Origin of the sequence: Priestia veravalensis (genome assembly GCF_001457055.1) — a bacterium.
Taxonomy (GTDB): Bacteria; Bacillota; Bacilli; order Bacillales; family Bacillaceae_H; genus Priestia; species Priestia flexa.
Genome location: NZ_KQ758659.1, coordinates 24,865 through 40,626, shown reverse-complemented (window position 1 = coordinate 40,626; position 15,762 = coordinate 24,865). Strand labels below are relative to the sequence as shown.

Genomic DNA, 15,762 nt, shown 5'->3' with positions numbered 1-15,762 from the left:
AGACAAACCAAAAAGATTGGAACAGCTATTGTTCGTCTCTTAGAAGCAATCATTTTGTTATGTCCCAAACTCTTTTTAAAGGATTATAACTCTTCAGGTTCGCTACCTGCTTTTTCGAAGTAGCGAATATTTTCAGGTGTTAGCTGAAGGAGCACGTAGTTTGGGTCGTCTGGGCTGTTAATCCATTCTTTTAAATGGTCGTTCCAAAACGTTTCTTTTAGTTCTTTGTTGTCTTCAATTAGAGCTTTTGCTTCGATTTCAACATACGGATCATTCCAGCCTTGGCCGTCATAGCCGAGGAGAATATGAACGTATGGATTAGATTGAATGTCGTCAACCTTGTGCGTGTTTTTGTTTGTTGCTGTGTAAAGTACAAGGTCGTCGTGAGAAAACATCATAAAGCGAGAATAGGGTTTGTTATTTTGGATTGTGGCAAGCGTGCCAACCTTATAGTTATCTAAAATAGATAGTACTTTTTGTTTTACATCTGACATATGCTCAATTCCTTTCTTCATCTTTCTTACTTTTGCTAGTTTGGCCTTTTTTTAAACATTTTCTTAAAGAAGAATTTATTTTGTTCATAAAAAAGTTTAACTTTAAAAAATAAAGAGGTAACAGTGATAATGAATAAACAAGCGTTAGAAAGACGAAGCTTGTAGAGTGAATGGATTTAACTTAGAGAAGTAGGTGCATATGAATGAATCGAGTGTTTTTTATAATGGTGCTCATTGGTGTTCCGCTATCGGTGATTGGTAATCTTCTACACTGGTCGCAGGTTCTCATGTTTGCAGTGTTTTGCTTGACCATTATAGCTTTGGCAGCATATATGGGGCGCGCTACGGAAAGTCTGGCTGTGGTCGCAGGACCGCGAATCGGAGGATTGTTAAACGCAACGTTTGGTAATGCCGTTGAACTTATCATTTCTATTTTCGCATTAAAAGCTGGATTGATCGGCGTTGTATTAGCTTCATTAACGGGTTCTGTTTTGGGAAATCTGCTTCTTGTTGGGGGCTTATCTTTCTTTATTGGAGGATTAAAGTTTAAGCGTCAGGAATTTAACGTATACGATGCGCGCCATAACTCTGGATTGTTAATTTTTGCAGTGATTGTAGCTTTTGTTATTCCAGAAGTATTCTCTCAAGGAATGAATAATCAAAAGACGATGGTACTAAGCGTTGGCGTATCAATCACGTTAATTCTTCTTTACTTAGCCGCACTATTATTTAAACTAGTAACGCACCGCGGTGTATATCAGCATAAAAGCGAGCAAACGGAAGAACACGAAGAGCCAGAATGGTCAAAAGGTAGAGCAATCCTTGTCCTGCTGCTTGCGACCGTCGCTGTTGCTTACGTGGCAGAGAGCTTAGTACATACAATTGAAACGGTTGCGCTTCGCTTCGGATGGAGTGAGCTGTTTATCGGGGTTATTATCGTGGCCATCGTTGGAAACGCAGCCGAGCACGCATCTGCAATTATTATGGCTGTGAAAAATAAGATGGGTGTGGCCGTTGAGATTGCGATTGGCTCTACGCTTCAGGTAGCTATGTTTGTAGCCCCTGTATTGGTGTTAATCTCTTTGCTTTTTGAGGAGCAAATGCCACTTGTCTTTACGTGGCCAGAGCTTATTGCCATGGTAACAGCAGTCTTTGTCACTGTGGCCATCTCAAATGACGGAGATACAAACTGGTTTGAAGGTGCCGTTTTATTAGGTGCATACATCATTATGGGAATTGGGTTTTATTTAATCTAAGAAAAAGTCGAGCTGGAGGAGTGTTCGGCTTTTTTTGGTTATAATTCCCTTTGGCTAAAACAGGATAAAGAGCTATTCCTTTGAAAAAACTATGCATACATCTATTTATGAGGTTGAAAGGAGCTCTTATATGCTACGTCAATTAACTATCGTAACGTTCGCTATTTTCTTGTCATTTTCAGGTTTGCATACAACAGAAGCGAAAAACAAGGAGACGAAAACGCCAAGCACAACTGTGCAAATTCCTAGTTCTACGCTTCATATTGCAAAGGAGAATACAAATCCAAATACGAGTCAAGATACGCCTTATTTACAGCCAAGTGAACTGTCTCAAGAATTGCTTGAAACGTCCAATGTGCCAATTCAAAATCCGGACTTAATTCGTATTTTAAATGAAACATCCATTTCAAAGACACCGTGGGCAATTGGTTTTCGAGCAACGATTTATCTCGGTCAATGGCCGCTTAACTATGAATCCGAAGCAACAAGCGTGAACTGGCAGTATCAAAAGGTAAACACAAATCATTATGATAATCGTTCAGGGAAGTCCCAGCAGCAAATGCACTATAACCAAGAATCCCAAAGCATTGTAAAAGGTGGCTTAACGTCTCGTATTAACGAAGCGGACCACGTAAAGCAAATGATGCTTTTAACAGCTTCAAAGAAAACAAATCTAACGTTATCATTCCAAACGATTATCGGTGCAGGTACGAAAAAAGATCAAGTATATAATATCGCACCCAAAAAGGTTGGATACCTCTACGCATATACACCAGCCGTTCATGAAAAAGGAAAAGTAACGTATGGTGAAGTCTATTTGACCATGAAAGGCAGCAAGCGCATGATTGTTGTAAAAAACGTAACGTCACAAGGTATTGGTGCGTGGATTCCAGTCCAAGATTACGTATCCTTAAGCTTTGGTTCATACGACCAGCCGCGTTAATCAAAAGAAAACCTCTCCAGCTTCGGAGAGGTTTTTCTTACTTCATAATCAACGCTTTGCGTGTTGAAAAGTCCGTGTCTTTATAGTAGCTGTTTTTCACCAGAATATTTGGTCCAAGACAGGAAACAGCTGGGCAGTGACAGCTAAGTTCTTTTGAAATCGATGACTGCTGCCATGTGTCAAACGCATCCTGCAGCTTTGTATCTTGAATGTTGCCAAGCGGAGGCGTATCGCCAAAGTCCGTAACGATAATATCGCCATCAAAAATGTTCACGTTTAAGCGAGAACGGCCGTCTGGATCGTTGCGAACCGTTACGTTTTTGCTGCTGTATAAACGCTTTAACAACGCTTGATCTTCTTCGTTATCGTTACACGCATAGAACGGAAGCGTACCAAAAAGCATCCAAACGTTTTCATCACGGATATCAAGCAGGTGATGAATGGCGTTGCGCATGTCTTGTAATGACAGTGTTTCAAGCGCGCTTGCGAAGTCGCTTGGGTACATTGGATGCACTTCGTGACGCTGACAAAGCATTTCATCAACGATTTGACGATGGATCTTTTCCATATGAGGAAGCGTACGTTTGTTGAGCATTGTTTCAGCTGATACCGTTACGCCAGCCTTTACCAGCGCACGGCTATTTTCAATCATGCGATCAAAATATTTAGCACGCTGCTCGTATGTTGGTTTTCGGTCCATCATAGCAAATCCTGCTTCAACAAAGTCATCCATTGTTCCCCAGTTGTGTGAGATATGTAAAACATCAAGGTATGGAATAATAAGCTCATAGCGCGCTAAATCAAGCGTTAAATTTGAATTAATCTGTGTACGAATGCCGCGTTCATGCGCATACTTTAAAAGAGGCACTACGTAGTTTTTGACAGATTTCAAAGACATCATCGGTTCGCCGCCTGTAATACTTAGAGCGCGAAGAGTTGGTACTTCATCCAAGCGTTTTAAAATCAAATCAAGAGGTAAAGCATTCGGGTCTTTTGGCTGAAGCGTGTAGCCAACCGCACAGTGCTCACAGCGCATGTTACACAGCGTTGTTGTTGTGAACTCAACGTTTGTTAAGGTTGGTTTTCCGTAATCTTTTATATCTAAATAAGCTTCCCACGGGTCATAAGACGGCGTGATCTTTTGTAAAGTGGTCATCACAAAAACTCCTTTTTTTCATTCAACGTGTTACCTAGCTTAAAAAGGACACTAGTGACTATTATGAAATCCAATGCTTTTAGTTGTCAAATGCAAAAGCATTCGTTACGATAAAAGAAATTATTTCTTTTATTAAAGTAGAAAAGCGCATTTAAATTTATCATGAGAAGGTGTAGACAAGGATGGGAAATGCAGTACATGATTCAGAATCACAAGTTCGCTATCTAAAAGAACGTTTAAATATGTTTATGCAGGTGCTTGACTCAATTGAACCTGAAACAATGGAGCTTGAAGATATCGATCGGTTAATCACAATGATTGATGACCTTGAATTAAAGTGTGAGCAGTTTAAAAAGAGCGACGATAATAAATAAGATAAGCGAAAGGGCTAAAGAGTCCTTTCGTTTTTTTTATGGATTGAAAATCTTTATGTTTCGTTATCAATTCGATATGCTAAAAAGTGGGGGGGATGAATCATGGAAATAAAGTGGTTAGACTGGGCAAAAGAGCTTCAAGCGATTGCACAGGCAGGATTAACTTATTCAAAAGACATGTACGATATTGAGCGTTTTGAAATGATTCGAGATCTCAGTATAGAAATGATGGCTAAACAAACGGGGACACCTCAGAAAGTAGTAAAAGAATTATTTGCGAATGAAACGGGGTACGCCACGCCCAAAGTGGATGTACGAGCAGTCATTTTTAAAGGCAATAAGATTCTTATGGTAAAAGAGAAGCTAGATGGCCACTGGGCACTTCCTGGCGGCTGGGCTGATATTGGTCTAACGGCTAAAGAAGTGGCTGTAAAAGAAGTGAGAGAAGAAGCAGGATATAACGTTCAGCCCATCAAGTTACTTGCTGTTTTAGATAAAAAATGTCATCCTCATCCACCGTCACCTTATCACGTTTATAAGCTATTTATTCAATGTGAAATTACTGGGGGAAGTGGCGAGTCAGGAATGGAAACGAGTGATGTTGGCTTTTTTGCTGAGGACGAGCTGCCCCCATTATCCGTAGAACGTAATACAGAAAGCCAAATTAAGCAGATGTTTGACTGTGTTAAAGAAGCGAATGTACCTACATATTTTGATTAATGGTCAGGGGGGAGAAACGTATGTTTAACCAATATCCAATTGGAGTATTAACGATTCAACATCCTGATAACGGTACAATGACCATTGCAGAAGTAATTAGAACCTATGCATGGCATGGAAAACATCATATTGCACACATTACAACGCTAAGAAAACAGAAGAACTGGTAGCCAGCTAATTCCAAGGAAAACCTTTCAGATTATAAGACAAGAGAGTATAATAAAAGTGAAATGAAGAACGGAAACGGCCGGCTCTTCTGAAAATAAAAAACGCTTACATTTATTTAGGGGACACGGGAGGAGATCTACAATGACTGAAGCTTTAAAAAAGAGTATGTACGATCTAATTGTTGAAACATCCACGAAACTACCGAAGGATGTGCGACGTGCTATTGCAGCGGCAAAAGCAAAAGAAAATGCGGGCACGCGTGCAGCGATGTCACTTGCAACAATCACAAACAACATTAAAATGGCGGATGAAAACATCTCACCAATCTGTCAGGATACGGGGATGCCGACATTTAAAATTAAAACTCCAGTTGGTGTGAACCAAATTGAAATCAAAAAAGCGATTTATTGGGCAATTGAAGAAGCAACAAAAGATGGAAAGCTTCGTCCAAACTCCGTTGACTCGTTAACAGGAGCGAACAGCGGTGATAACCTAGGTGCAGGAACGCCGGTTATTAAGTTTGAACAGTGGGAAAATGATTATATTGACGCGCGTCTCATTTTAAAAGGCGGCGGCTGTGAGAACAAAAACATTCAGTACAGTTTACCATGTGAGCTTGAAGGACTGGGCCGTGCGGGTCGTGATTTAGACGGCATTCGTAAATGCGTGATGCATTCTGTGTATCAGGCGCAAGGCCAAGGCTGTAGCGCCGGCGTCATCGGAGTGGGAATCGGTGGCGACCGTACAACAGGCTATGAGCTAGCAAAAGAGCAGCTTTTCAGAAGCTTAGACGATGAAAACTCAAACGAGCAGCTAAAAGAGCTTGAGGAGTATGTGATGGAAAATGCCAATAAGCTTGGCATTGGTACAATGGGATTTGGCGGTGAAACAACGCTTCTTGGCTGTAAAGTTGGCGTTATTAACCGTATCCCAGCAAGCTTCTTCGTATCGGTTGCGTACAACTGTTGGGCATACCGTCGTCTTGGCATTAAGATTAATGCAGCGACAGGCGACGTAACAGAATGGCTATACCAAGAAGGTGAAGAAATTGACTTCTCTGAACAAGCGGAGCAAGCAGAAGATAAAGTAGCGAATAAAACGCGCGAAGTTGTTCTGCAAGCACCAATTACAGAAGAGCAAATTCGTGAGTTAAAAGTAGGTGATGTGGTAACGATTAACGGCATGATGTATACGGGCCGTGACGCAATCCACAAACACTTAACAACGAACGATGCGCCAGTTGACTTAGATGGCCAAATCATTTACCACTGTGGTCCAGTTATGTTAAAAGACGATGCGGGCAACTGGAAGGTAGCAGCGGCAGGTCCAACCACAAGTATTCGTGAAGAGCCTTACCAAGGTGATATTATGAAGAAATTTGGTATTCGTGCTGTCATCGGTAAAGGTGGAATGGGACCAAAAACCCTAGCGGCTCTACAAGAGCACGGAGGCGTATATTTAAACGCAATCGGCGGCGCAGCGCAGTACTACGCAGATTGCATTAAGAGCGTTGAAGGCGTGGATTTAATGCAGTTTGGTATTCCAGAAGCAATGTGGCATTTAAAAGTTGAAGGATTCACAGCAGTTGTAACGATGGATTCTCACGGCAATAGCTTACATGCCGATGTTGATAAATCATCGCTTGAAAAACTTGAGCAATTTAAAGAGCCTGTTTTTAAATAACTGGTAAAAAGTAGCGAGCATACGTAAACGAAAAGGATGGATACTAAGCATAAACTGACCTTTGGAAAGGAGCACGTTATGCGTAGATTCATCCTTTTCCTCGTTGTTTTAGTAGGCGTAACGATCCCAGTCTCAGCACAAACCTATTCAAATAAACCGATTAGCTGGGGATTTCAAAAAAGTAAAAACCACAAGCCGGCTGATGCAGGAGCTTCCCATGAAAAGCTTTTAAAGAAATATGAAGCTTTTTACCTTGGCGATACGAAGAAAAAAGAAATTTATCTTACGTTTGACAATGGCTATGAAAATGGCTACACGGCAGACGTTCTTGACGTGTTGAAAAAGCGTAAAGTACCGGCAACGTTCTTTGTGACAGGGCATTATCTAAAAGACCAACCAAAGCTGATTAAACGAATGGTACGAGAAGGCCATATTGTTGGAAATCACTCTTGGCACCACCCGGACTTAACTCAAGTAAACGATAAGCGTTTTAAAGAAGAGTTACAAAAAGTAGAAGATAAATACAAAGATATTACCGGACGAGATGATATGCAATACATTCGCTCACCCCGCGGCGTCTTTAGTGAACGAACGCTGGCTTTATCAAAAGAGGAAGGCTATATTAACGTTTTTTGGTCACTGGCATTTGTGGATTGGATGACGGATGCACAAAAAGGCTGGCGTTATTCCTATGACAACATTATGGCTCAAATCCACCCCGGTGCGATTTTACTTCTTCATACTGTTTCAAAAGATAACGCCGAAGCGCTTGATAAAGCAATTCGTGATCTTCAAAAAGAAGGATATACGTTCAAAAGCATTGATGACCTCGTATTTGAGCGTGAAAAAGTAGCCCCAATTGAGAAAAAAAAGCCTACCGATATGACAGAGCAACGAACTCCTTAAAATCGACAAGAATCCTTGTCGGTTTTTTTGTCGTGAAAGTGTTATAATATGCCTTGGTTCTTTTTTAAGAAAAACATCATCGGTTTTATGAAAAGGTAAAACCGTGCATAAATAGAAACAGAAACTATAATCGGAGTTGTTAGAATGAATAAACCTAAACAAGAAATGAAGGTTCAAAAAGGACAAACCTTTCCGCTTACTATTAAGCGTCTTGGTATTAACGGTGAAGGAGTAGGGTACTTCAAACGCCAAGTTGTCTTTGTTCCTGGTGCGCTGCCAGATGAAGAAGTAGTTGTTGAAGCAACGAACGTACAGCGTAACTTTGCGGAAGGTCGTATTAAGCGTATTCGTAAAAAATCACCACAGCGCGTTAACCCGCCCTGTCCCATCTATGAGCAGTGTGGAGGCTGCCAGCTTCAGCACTTGTCGTATGAAGGCCAGCTTGATTCAAAGCGTGACATTGTCTCACAAGCCTTTGAACGTCATAGCTCATTGAAAAACGTTGAGTCAAAAATCAAATCAACAATTGGTATGGAAGATCCGTGGCGTTACCGAAACAAGTCACAGTTTCAAGTTGGAATGGACAAGCGAAAAGTCATTGCCGGCCTATATGGAATCAATTCACACCGCTTAATTGACATTGAAAACTGTCCGATTCAACATCGCGCGACAAATCACGTGACAAAAGAAATGAAGCGTATTTTACAAGATTTAAAAATTCCTGTGTACGACGAGAAAAAGCGTGGTGGGGTTGTTCGTACAATTGTGACGCGCGTTGGATTTGAAACAGGTGAAGTGCAGCTTGTTTTAATTACGGCACAAAAAGATATTCCGCGTAAAGACTTACTACTAGAGGAAATCAAACGTTGTCTACCGGAAGTGAAATCTGTTGTTCAAAACGTAAACGGTCAAAAAACATCACTAATCTTTGGTGATGAAACGTTTACGCTAGCAGGCAAGCCAGTCATTCAAGAAACGCTAGGAGATATCTCATTTGAACTATCAGCTCGCGCTTTCTTCCAATTAAATCCTCAGCAAACCGTTAAGCTTTATGACGAAGTGAAAAAAGCAGCGGCGCTAACAGGAGAAGAAAAAATCGTTGATGCTTACTGTGGTGTTGGAACGATTGGTTTATGGCTAGCGGATGACGCCAAAGAAATCCGCGGAATGGATACCATTGAAGAATCAATTGTGGATGCGCGTAAAAATGCGAAAGATCACGGCTTTGAAAATGCAACATATGTAACAGGGCCAGCTGAACAATGGTTACCAAAATGGGTAAGTGAAGGCTGGAAGCCGGATGTTATTGTTGTGGATCCACCACGTACGGGCTGTGACGAAAAGCTTTTAAAAGCAATTTTACAAGTGAAGCCGAAGAAAGTTGTGTACGTATCTTGTAACCCATCGACTCTTGCAAAAGACGTCCAAATTCTTTCAAAGTACTACAAAGTAAAAAACGTACAGCCAGTCGATATGTTCCCTCATACGGCTCACGTTGAGTCTGTGACGACATTGAAGTTGAAAAGTATGCATAAATAAGAATGTACTAAAGACCCAAACCTCGCGTGGTTATGTGCGATTTTTGGGTTTTTTTGTCTCTTTAACTTTCTTCATCAAGTTCCATTAGTTCTCTTGCAATAAGGAATACAGAAATTTCAAATGCATCTATACGTCGCCTAGCTAAAGTGATTTGAGATTTGTACCTGCTGGGAATTTCTTTTGCTTCTAGCGTTTTGACGGTTTCTCTGAGCTTATGTAAAGTTGAATCAATTTGACGTTTTGCTTCAACTAATTCAGATTTTGAGAATTCCACTAAAATACCTCCGTTGATTATTTTTTAGTAGTAAATGAGCTGCTTTTATTTTGTAAAGATATAGTATCATAGAAAGAGTAATTATCTGTTTTTTATGTAAGTAATCATATTTTTTGAGGGGTGGTTCAGTTAGTTTATGACAAACATAAGCACTGCAAAAGAAATACATAGCTACGTGCTTTCGGAAGAAAAGCAACAAGCGCTCTATAAACGTATTTTATTCATTGTTAGTATTTCACAAATACTTGGCGGTGCAGGGCTCGCTGCAGGAGTAACGGTTGGTGCACTGATTGCCCAGCAGATGCTAGGAACAGAAGCTTATGCAGGAGTTCCTTCTGCGTTATTAACTTTTGGATCAGCCGGAGCAGCGCTGCTAGTGGGCAGACTTTCACAACGATATGGACGGCGTATTGGGCTATCAACTGGCTTTCTCTTTGGTGGTATCGGTGCAGTTGGGGTCATATTGGCAGCTATTCTAAACAGTATTGTACTGTTATTTGCTTCGTTGCTAATATACGGAGCAGGCACAGCTACAAATCTGCAAGCTCGCTATGCGGGCACAGACTTAGCCAACAGCAAGCAGCGAGCCACAGCGATTAGTACGACAATGGTGTTTACGACATTCGGTGCCGTAGCGGGTCCTAACTTAGTAGGCGTGACGGGAGAATTTGCCCAGTCAATCGGGTTTCCATCTCTTACAGGTTCGTTCATGTTAGGAGCTGCAGGTGGAGCTTTATCAGGGGTGATTGTAGCAGGTTCAAGCTTTCCCACGTTATCACTAGTTGGGGGGATGCTTTCATTGTTATTGATTCCAGTTGTAGCATGGCAGAGAAGAAGTAAACAGTAAATGCATTTGTGAAAAAATAATATTTGGGAAGGAAACCTTCTTACTGGTTAGAAAATAAGCTAGTATAATAAATATGTTCGTCTTTACCTTTATTTTTTTATGAAGCTATTTCGAGAGTTGCCAAGGAGGCTTTAATATGACAAATAACGAAAAGCAGTTGTCACCTGAACAGAGTGAAGAAATTATTACAGTATTGAGAGAACGTTTTGAAAAAAATATAGATCGTCATCCAGAGCTTGAATGGAGCAAAGTAGAAGCAAAGCTCAAAACAAATCCTGAAAAGCTCTGGTCCCTTCATGAAATGGAGCGAACTGGCGGCGAGCCAGATGTGATTGATTATGATACAGAAACGGATGTATACACGTTCTATGATTGCGCAGTAGAAAGTCCAAAAGGACGTCGAAGCGTTTGTTACGATCGTGAAGCGCTGGAATCAAGAAAGAAGCACAAGCCTGAAAATACGGCTATTGATATGGCTACGGATATGGGAATTGACCTTTTAACGGAAGAACAATATCGATATCTACAGGAGTTTGGAAGCTTTGATAATAAAGCATCGAGTTGGGTACAAACACCAGACCCTATTAGAAAGCGTGGTGGAGCTATCTTTTGTGATCGTCGCTATGACACAGTCTTTGTCTACCATAACGGAGCGGATTCTTACTATTCTGCCAGGGGCTTTCGAGGTCTATTAAAGGTTTAAACAATATTTATTTAACCCTAAATTCTTTGAGTTAGAGAAAGAATTTAGGGTTTTTTATCATTTGTCTCTTTTATTTTAAAAAACAAGCCAAAAGCAATGTTTCTGTGTCTAATAAGTATAGGGAGAAAGGAAAGGGTGAGTTCGAATTAATAATTTAGTCAAGAAAGCACAAAAAGGAAATGAAAAAATGGCGACCATTTGCAACAATGCCAGAGCAATATATAGGTATACAAAACATAATTAATAAACAATTGGAAGTTTCACAGCCAGTTTTAGCCGAAGATCAAATAGAGCACATGAACTTTACTTTAATTGAAGCATTACATGCAAATCGAAAAGTTTATCTTACATACTACAAGCAAGGTCATTATATAACGGAAACAGGATTCATTCAGTTTGTCGATTCATTGAGGGCCCTTTTTGTTTTTATTGACGATGCATTAGGAGCCAAACGTAAAATGAAATTAAGTGAGCTGATTGATGTACGGTTTGTGTGAAGCACGGTCACTTAACAACCTCATATTTTGTAAAGTAACAGTGACTATTTTAGTTTGTAATCAGAAAAAATAGTAAAAAAATTTTCGAAATACATAGTATAATTTACTTAACAAAAGTCATAGGGGGTAATGAGTGTGATTAAAATGCTGAAAGAAGTAAACGGTGAGCTCCTTTATTGGGAAGTCTGGGAAGATGAGAAAACGTTATTGATTCACTATGGACGAGTTGGAGATGCAGGCGAGACTCAAGAAAAGAAACTATCGCGACTTCACAATGCAGAAAAGTTAATGGAAGCTCTCGCAGAAGCAAAAGTTGATGAAGGCTATGATTACATAGATGAAGATGAGCTTATCGAGCTGGTTGTACAGTATAGCTATGAAGATGGGGAAATGGAAGAAGTACTTGATAAGAGACATCACGTTGAGGATTTAATGAATGAATGCTTAGGGTGGACAGGTAATGGCTTCTGCGATGGTGGAGACATTGGAAGTGGCACAGCGAATATTGTAAACTATGTGATTGACCCCGAGAAAGCCACTCAAACTATTATCGAAGATCTTGAAAAGAACAACTTACTTGAAGGCGCAAAGATTGCCTATTTAGATGATGACAGCGATGAATACGTGGCGCTTTATCCAGAAGGAGCAGAGTTTGAATTAATTTAACACCGTTATTGATAAAAAGGCATTTTGTTACTCTTTACATAAATAAAGTGAGAAGAAGAGTAGTGGTTACTCTTCTGACTATACCATAACAAATAAACGTAATGGTATTACTTATTGTTCAAGCGGGTAAGTTAACTGTATATTATTACGTTAAAGGTCGGTGAAAAACTCTTGAATAGTATTTGGGTTTCAATCGTTATTGTTTTAATCCTTATTGTTGCAAACGGACTCTTTGCGATGACCGAAATTGCAATTGTAACGTCTAAAAAGAATCGACTTGAAAAATTAAAAGAACAAGGTGACCGCAGAGCTGCATATGCATTAAAGCTTGCTGAGGATCCAAACCAGCTGTTATCAACCATTCAAATTGGAATTACGTTAATTGGTGTAATAACAGGGGCATTTGGAGGAGCCACAATTGCCCGGCAGCTATCAGGCTATGTAGACCAAATTGATGCTTTGTCTGCATTTAGCTATCAGTTAAGCTTTATCATTGTGGTAGGTCTATCTACATACTTGTCGTTAATTATTGGGGAACTGGTCCCAAAGCGAATTGGATTAAACAATCCAGAAAAAACGGCATCGATTGTGGCAAAGCCAATGTATTACTTCTCAAAAATTGGTAAACCTCTTATCTTTATCTTAAGTAAATCAACAGAGTTTGTATTAAAAGTGCTGAGAGTAAAGCCAAATGATGAGCCAGATGTAACGGAAGAAGAGATTACTCAGCTGATTGAACAAGGTGTATATAGCGGAGTTGTTGAATCCATTGAACAAGATCTTGTGGAACAAATCTTTTACTTAGGAGATAAGCGATTAGGCGATATTTTAACACCACGCCCTCAGCTCGTATGGCTTGATTTAGAAGATCCGTTAGAGGAAAACATCAAGATAATGAAAGATAATTCATATTCTAGGTTTCCTGTAGGAGAGGGAACGCTTGATAATTTTAAAGGAATTGTTCATGCGAAAGACATGTTTGCAAAGCTAGTATCTGATGAACATTTTGACTTGACAGAATGTATACGTCAAACAATCATTCTTCCTGAATCAATGAAAGCTTTTCAAGCGATGGAGATGTTGAAGAAATCTGCACACCACGAAGCGATTGTAATCGATGAATATGGAGGGGTGGAAGGATTAGTTACTCTTCACGATGTATTTGAACATATTATTGGTGAGATGCCAGAAGAGCACGAAACAGAGCTTCAAATTGTCCAGCGTAACGAAAATTCTTGGCTTGCAGACGGGCTGATTCCAATCGACACATTTGTGAGGTATTTCGACCTTGAAGGTGTCGAAAACCTAACGAGCAATAAAAATTTTCATACCCTTGGTGGTTTTATCACCAGCCAAAAGGGAGAAATTCCTAAAGTAAAAGATGAAGTTCGCGTAGGGGATTTGTTATTGGAAGTGGTTGATATGGATCAGTTTCGTGTAGACAAGGTGATGGTTTCAAGAGTTGAAGAAAGTTCATTAGGCGAAATGTAGCAATGGTATATAAAATAGTATGAAAAGAGACTGAGACATAAGTAGTTCAGTCCTTACTATACCTGAACGATTGAGAGTTCATAACTTTTAATCATTCAGGTTTTTTGTTGATTGTGAAAACAATGTTGGAAACAGGGTGGAATGGAGCGTAGGACACTCGACTCCTGCGGGAAAGAGAGGGAAAACTGAGATCACGCAGCGCAGCGAGGAAGCTCAGGTTCCTCCCCGCGGAAAGCGAGTGATCGTAGCGCAATGGAACGAACTTGTTGAGACAAATCAAAGAGATGGGAACAGCTAGTGTTCGTCTTTTAGAAGCAATCCTTCTTGTTTAGTCGGTAGAAGTTTAAACTGTAACCGTTTGCTCTTTTTAATGAATGAAATGCTCACTTAGTGCATACTAATTTTTAATGGCGGGAGAAGAGAGTTGTTAATTCCAAGCAAAAAGATAATTGTATCAAAAGGGCCTTTTTGCTATGATAATAGTATCTAATAAGAAATGGGGGTTTTTCTGTTGACAGCATCAATGAGATTACGTTTACCAATGTTCATTCGCTAATTGAATACTTGGAAGCTCTGCCTGCGCTCAGAGCAACGGAATTGGTCTGTCTATTTTTAAGAAAACCCTATATTTTACGGTTATTTTAAGAAGAGAGGAGAATATTCCTCTCTTTTTTGTTGTCTCAAAATAGGAGTGCATGGACGGAATTAGTAGGTAAATGAGATAAAAATTGAATAGAAATGAGCTGTTAAATATGAATAGTGCAGAAAGTCATTTACAAGAGAACTGGTTAAAGAATATTATTCTTTTTCTCAGTAGCCAAACGATTTCACTGTTTGGATCGTCCCTCGTGCAATACGCTATCATGTGGCACATTACGTTAACCACGCAATCGGGCTTCATGATGACGTTGTACATTATCTGTGGATTTATTCCGACCTTTATTTTATCGCCCGTTGCTGGAGTTTGGGCGGATCGCTACAATCGAAAAGTCCTTATTATGCTCGCGGATGGATTAATTGCCACTGCAACGCTTGTTCTAGCAATTCTCTTTTTAATGGGATTTGATAGCATTTGGCTTCTTTTTGTGATGGCAGCAGTCCGTGCGTTTGGAGCAGGGATTCAAACACCTGCTGTTGGGGCCATCTTGCCACAAATTGTGCCAAAAGATAAGCTGACAAAAGTAAACGGAGCAAACGAAAGTATCCAGGCAATCATTATGTTTATATCGCCGATGGTTAGCGCTGCTTTACTTGCTACAGTGTCGCTTGAGATTATTTTTTCATTGACGTCGTTACAGCAGCACTTGCCATTGTGACACTGCTTACCTTCGTGAAAGTTTCTGTGCATAAAAAAGCTATGGGGAAACAGGAAGTAAGCTATTTCAGTGATTTTAAACAAGGAATTCGCTACGTGAATAATCATGCTTTCTTAAAGCAATTTTTCTTATTCTTTGCCGTTTTCTTTGTACTAATGGCGCCAGCTGCATTTTTAACCCCGCTTCAAGTGACGCGAAGCTTTGGCGATGACGTGTGGCGATTGACGGTAATTGAAATTGCATTTTCAGTTGGAATGATGATAGGTGGAGGAGTCATTGCAGCTTGGGGAGGCTTTCAAAACCGGATTAAAACGTTAGGATTAGCTAGCGTAATAATGGGTGTTTGTACGTTAGCTCTTGGTTTAGTTCCTATTTTTTGGCTGTATTTAGGGTTTATGGGGCTATTCGGGGTGGCTATGCCTATCTTTAATACGCCAGCTACCGTATTATTGCAGGAAAAGGTAGAAGAAGAGTATTTAGGACGCGTATTCGGGGTGATGGACATGATTTCTACGTCTATGATGCCGCTGGGAATGTTGGTTTTTGGACCTCTCGCAGACTGGATTAGTGTGGAATGGCTCTTGATTGGCACAGGGATTTTTATTGTCATGCTCGCAATTTTCTTAGGGCAAAATAAAGTATTAATTGAATCTGAAAAAAATACGCTGAATGTTTAATAATGATAAGGTACAAGATAAATAGAAAAAACGAGATCATTTTACGTGATCT

16 protein-coding genes and 2 pseudogenes are annotated in these 15,762 nt (G+C 40.1%); 15 read left to right on the top strand and 3 right to left on the bottom strand.

The features are described from left to right. Nucleotides 1-83 precede the first annotated feature (83 nt). Nucleotides 84-494, bottom strand: a complete 411-nt coding sequence (locus AS180_RS13320; protein WP_025908665.1) for a pyridoxamine 5'-phosphate oxidase family protein — start codon at nucleotides 492-494, stop codon at nucleotides 84-86. A 203-nt stretch (nucleotides 495-697) separates the two neighbouring features. Here AS180_RS13320 and cax point away from each other — a divergent pair, with 203 nt between their 5' ends. Together cax and AS180_RS13310 are read left to right on the top strand one after the other, a co-directional pair. Continuing rightward, the gene (gene cax / locus AS180_RS13315) at nucleotides 698-1,750 is read left to right on the top strand and encodes a calcium/proton exchanger (protein WP_025908666.1); all 1,053 of its coding nucleotides are present in this window, start codon (nucleotides 698-700) and stop codon (nucleotides 1,748-1,750) included. A 130-nt stretch (nucleotides 1,751-1,880) separates the two neighbouring features. Continuing rightward, on the top strand, nucleotides 1,881-2,693 hold the full coding sequence (locus AS180_RS13310) for a YfkD famly protein (protein WP_025908667.1): 813 nt from the start codon (nucleotides 1,881-1,883) through the stop codon (nucleotides 2,691-2,693). A gap of 37 nt (nucleotides 2,694-2,730) precedes the next feature. Here AS180_RS13310 and yfkAB read toward each other — a convergent pair whose 3' ends face one another. Next, nucleotides 2,731-3,849 carry a radical SAM/CxCxxxxC motif protein YfkAB gene (yfkAB, locus tag AS180_RS13305; protein ID WP_062686930.1) on the bottom strand — a complete coding sequence of 373 codons (1,119 nt, stop codon included), beginning with the start codon at nucleotides 3,847-3,849 and terminating at the stop codon, nucleotides 2,731-2,733. Between the two features lie 182 nt (nucleotides 3,850-4,031). Between yfkAB and AS180_RS13300 the strand changes: the two genes are divergently transcribed. The 6 genes from AS180_RS13300 to rlmD all read left to right on the top strand — a co-directional run bounded on the left by AS180_RS13300 (nucleotide 4,032) and on the right by rlmD (nucleotide 9,239). Continuing rightward, complete coding sequence (locus AS180_RS13300) at nucleotides 4,032-4,223, top strand: SE1561 family protein (RefSeq protein WP_062686929.1); 192 nt, start codon at nucleotides 4,032-4,034, stop codon at nucleotides 4,221-4,223. A 102-nt stretch (nucleotides 4,224-4,325) separates the two neighbouring features. Then, nucleotides 4,326-4,943 (top strand): NUDIX hydrolase, encoded by a 618-nt coding sequence (locus tag AS180_RS13295; protein WP_025908670.1) that lies wholly within the window; start codon nucleotides 4,326-4,328, stop codon nucleotides 4,941-4,943. Between the two features lie 20 nt (nucleotides 4,944-4,963). Beyond that, a complete protein-coding gene (locus tag AS180_RS21720) occupies nucleotides 4,964-5,113 on the top strand; it encodes a DinB family protein (protein ID WP_174521186.1) in 150 nt (49 codons plus the stop codon). A gap of 139 nt (nucleotides 5,114-5,252) precedes the next feature. Further along, the gene (locus tag AS180_RS13290) at nucleotides 5,253-6,794 is read left to right on the top strand and encodes a fumarate hydratase (protein ID WP_062686928.1); all 1,542 of its coding nucleotides are present in this window, start codon (nucleotides 5,253-5,255) and stop codon (nucleotides 6,792-6,794) included. 78 nt (nucleotides 6,795-6,872) lie between these two features. Continuing rightward, the gene (gene pdaA / locus AS180_RS13285; protein ID WP_025908672.1) at nucleotides 6,873-7,700 is read left to right on the top strand and encodes a delta-lactam-biosynthetic de-N-acetylase; all 828 of its coding nucleotides are present in this window, start codon (nucleotides 6,873-6,875) and stop codon (nucleotides 7,698-7,700) included. Nucleotides 7,701-7,844: 144 nt separating this feature from the next. Further along, nucleotides 7,845-9,239 carry a 23S rRNA (uracil(1939)-C(5))-methyltransferase RlmD gene (gene rlmD, locus AS180_RS13280; protein WP_061785528.1) on the top strand — a complete coding sequence of 465 codons (1,395 nt, stop codon included), beginning with the start codon at nucleotides 7,845-7,847 and terminating at the stop codon, nucleotides 9,237-9,239. 61 nt (nucleotides 9,240-9,300) lie between these two features. Here the strand turns inward: rlmD and AS180_RS13275 are convergent, their stop codons facing one another. Continuing rightward, on the bottom strand, nucleotides 9,301-9,513 hold the full coding sequence (locus AS180_RS13275; RefSeq protein WP_061785529.1) for a hypothetical protein: 213 nt from the start codon (nucleotides 9,511-9,513) through the stop codon (nucleotides 9,301-9,303). A gap of 136 nt (nucleotides 9,514-9,649) precedes the next feature. Between AS180_RS13275 and AS180_RS13270 the strand changes: the two are divergent. The 7 genes and pseudogenes from AS180_RS13270 to AS180_RS13245 form a co-directional block, all read left to right on the top strand. Beyond that, nucleotides 9,650-10,264 (top strand): annotated as a pseudogene (locus AS180_RS13270) (MFS transporter); the annotation flags it as partial. Nucleotides 10,265-10,496: 232 nt separating this feature from the next. Continuing rightward, nucleotides 10,497-11,063, top strand: coding sequence for a DUF4256 domain-containing protein (locus tag AS180_RS13265; protein ID WP_062686927.1), 567 nt, complete (start codon nucleotides 10,497-10,499; stop codon nucleotides 11,061-11,063). Nucleotides 11,064-11,242: 179 nt separating this feature from the next. Beyond that, nucleotides 11,243-11,560 (top strand): YolD-like family protein, encoded by a 318-nt coding sequence (locus AS180_RS13260; RefSeq protein ID WP_025908676.1) that lies wholly within the window; start codon nucleotides 11,243-11,245, stop codon nucleotides 11,558-11,560. A 129-nt stretch (nucleotides 11,561-11,689) separates the two neighbouring features. After that, entirely contained in the window at nucleotides 11,690-12,226 is a 537-nt protein-coding gene (locus AS180_RS13255; protein ID WP_309599129.1) for a WGR domain-containing protein, read from the top strand. Nucleotides 12,227-12,397: 171 nt separating this feature from the next. After that, nucleotides 12,398-13,717, top strand: a complete 1,320-nt coding sequence (locus tag AS180_RS13250; protein ID WP_062686925.1) for a hemolysin family protein — start codon at nucleotides 12,398-12,400, stop codon at nucleotides 13,715-13,717. 136 nt (nucleotides 13,718-13,853) lie between these two features. Further along, nucleotides 13,854-14,015, top strand: a complete 162-nt coding sequence (locus AS180_RS22640; RefSeq protein WP_156413493.1) for a hypothetical protein — start codon at nucleotides 13,854-13,856, stop codon at nucleotides 14,013-14,015. Between the two features lie 454 nt (nucleotides 14,016-14,469). Then, nucleotides 14,470-15,710 (top strand): annotated as a pseudogene (locus tag AS180_RS13245) (MFS transporter). The last annotated feature ends 52 nt before the right edge of the window (nucleotides 15,711-15,762 follow it).

Coding starts and splice junctions, on each gene's coding strand:
- AS180_RS13320 (WP_025908665.1), bottom strand. CDS start 494: ATGTCAGATGTAAAACAAAAAGTACTATCTATTTTAGATAACTATAAG.
- cax (WP_025908666.1), top strand. CDS start 698: ATGAATCGAGTGTTTTTTATAATGGTGCTCATTGGTGTTCCGCTATCG.
- AS180_RS13310 (WP_025908667.1), top strand. CDS start 1,881: ATGCTACGTCAATTAACTATCGTAACGTTCGCTATTTTCTTGTCATTT.
- yfkAB (WP_062686930.1), bottom strand. CDS start 3,849: ATGACCACTTTACAAAAGATCACGCCGTCTTATGACCCGTGGGAAGCT.
- AS180_RS13300 (WP_062686929.1), top strand. CDS start 4,032: ATGGGAAATGCAGTACATGATTCAGAATCACAAGTTCGCTATCTAAAA.
- AS180_RS13295 (WP_025908670.1), top strand. CDS start 4,326: ATGGAAATAAAGTGGTTAGACTGGGCAAAAGAGCTTCAAGCGATTGCA.
- AS180_RS21720 (WP_174521186.1), top strand. CDS start 4,964: ATGTTTAACCAATATCCAATTGGAGTATTAACGATTCAACATCCTGAT.
- AS180_RS13290 (WP_062686928.1), top strand. CDS start 5,253: ATGACTGAAGCTTTAAAAAAGAGTATGTACGATCTAATTGTTGAAACA.
- pdaA (WP_025908672.1), top strand. CDS start 6,873: ATGCGTAGATTCATCCTTTTCCTCGTTGTTTTAGTAGGCGTAACGATC.
- rlmD (WP_061785528.1), top strand. CDS start 7,845: ATGAATAAACCTAAACAAGAAATGAAGGTTCAAAAAGGACAAACCTTT.
- AS180_RS13265 (WP_062686927.1), top strand. CDS start 10,497: ATGACAAATAACGAAAAGCAGTTGTCACCTGAACAGAGTGAAGAAATT.
- AS180_RS13260 (WP_025908676.1), top strand. CDS start 11,243: ATGAAAAAATGGCGACCATTTGCAACAATGCCAGAGCAATATATAGGT.
- AS180_RS13255 (WP_309599129.1), top strand. CDS start 11,690: ATGAGTGTGATTAAAATGCTGAAAGAAGTAAACGGTGAGCTCCTTTAT.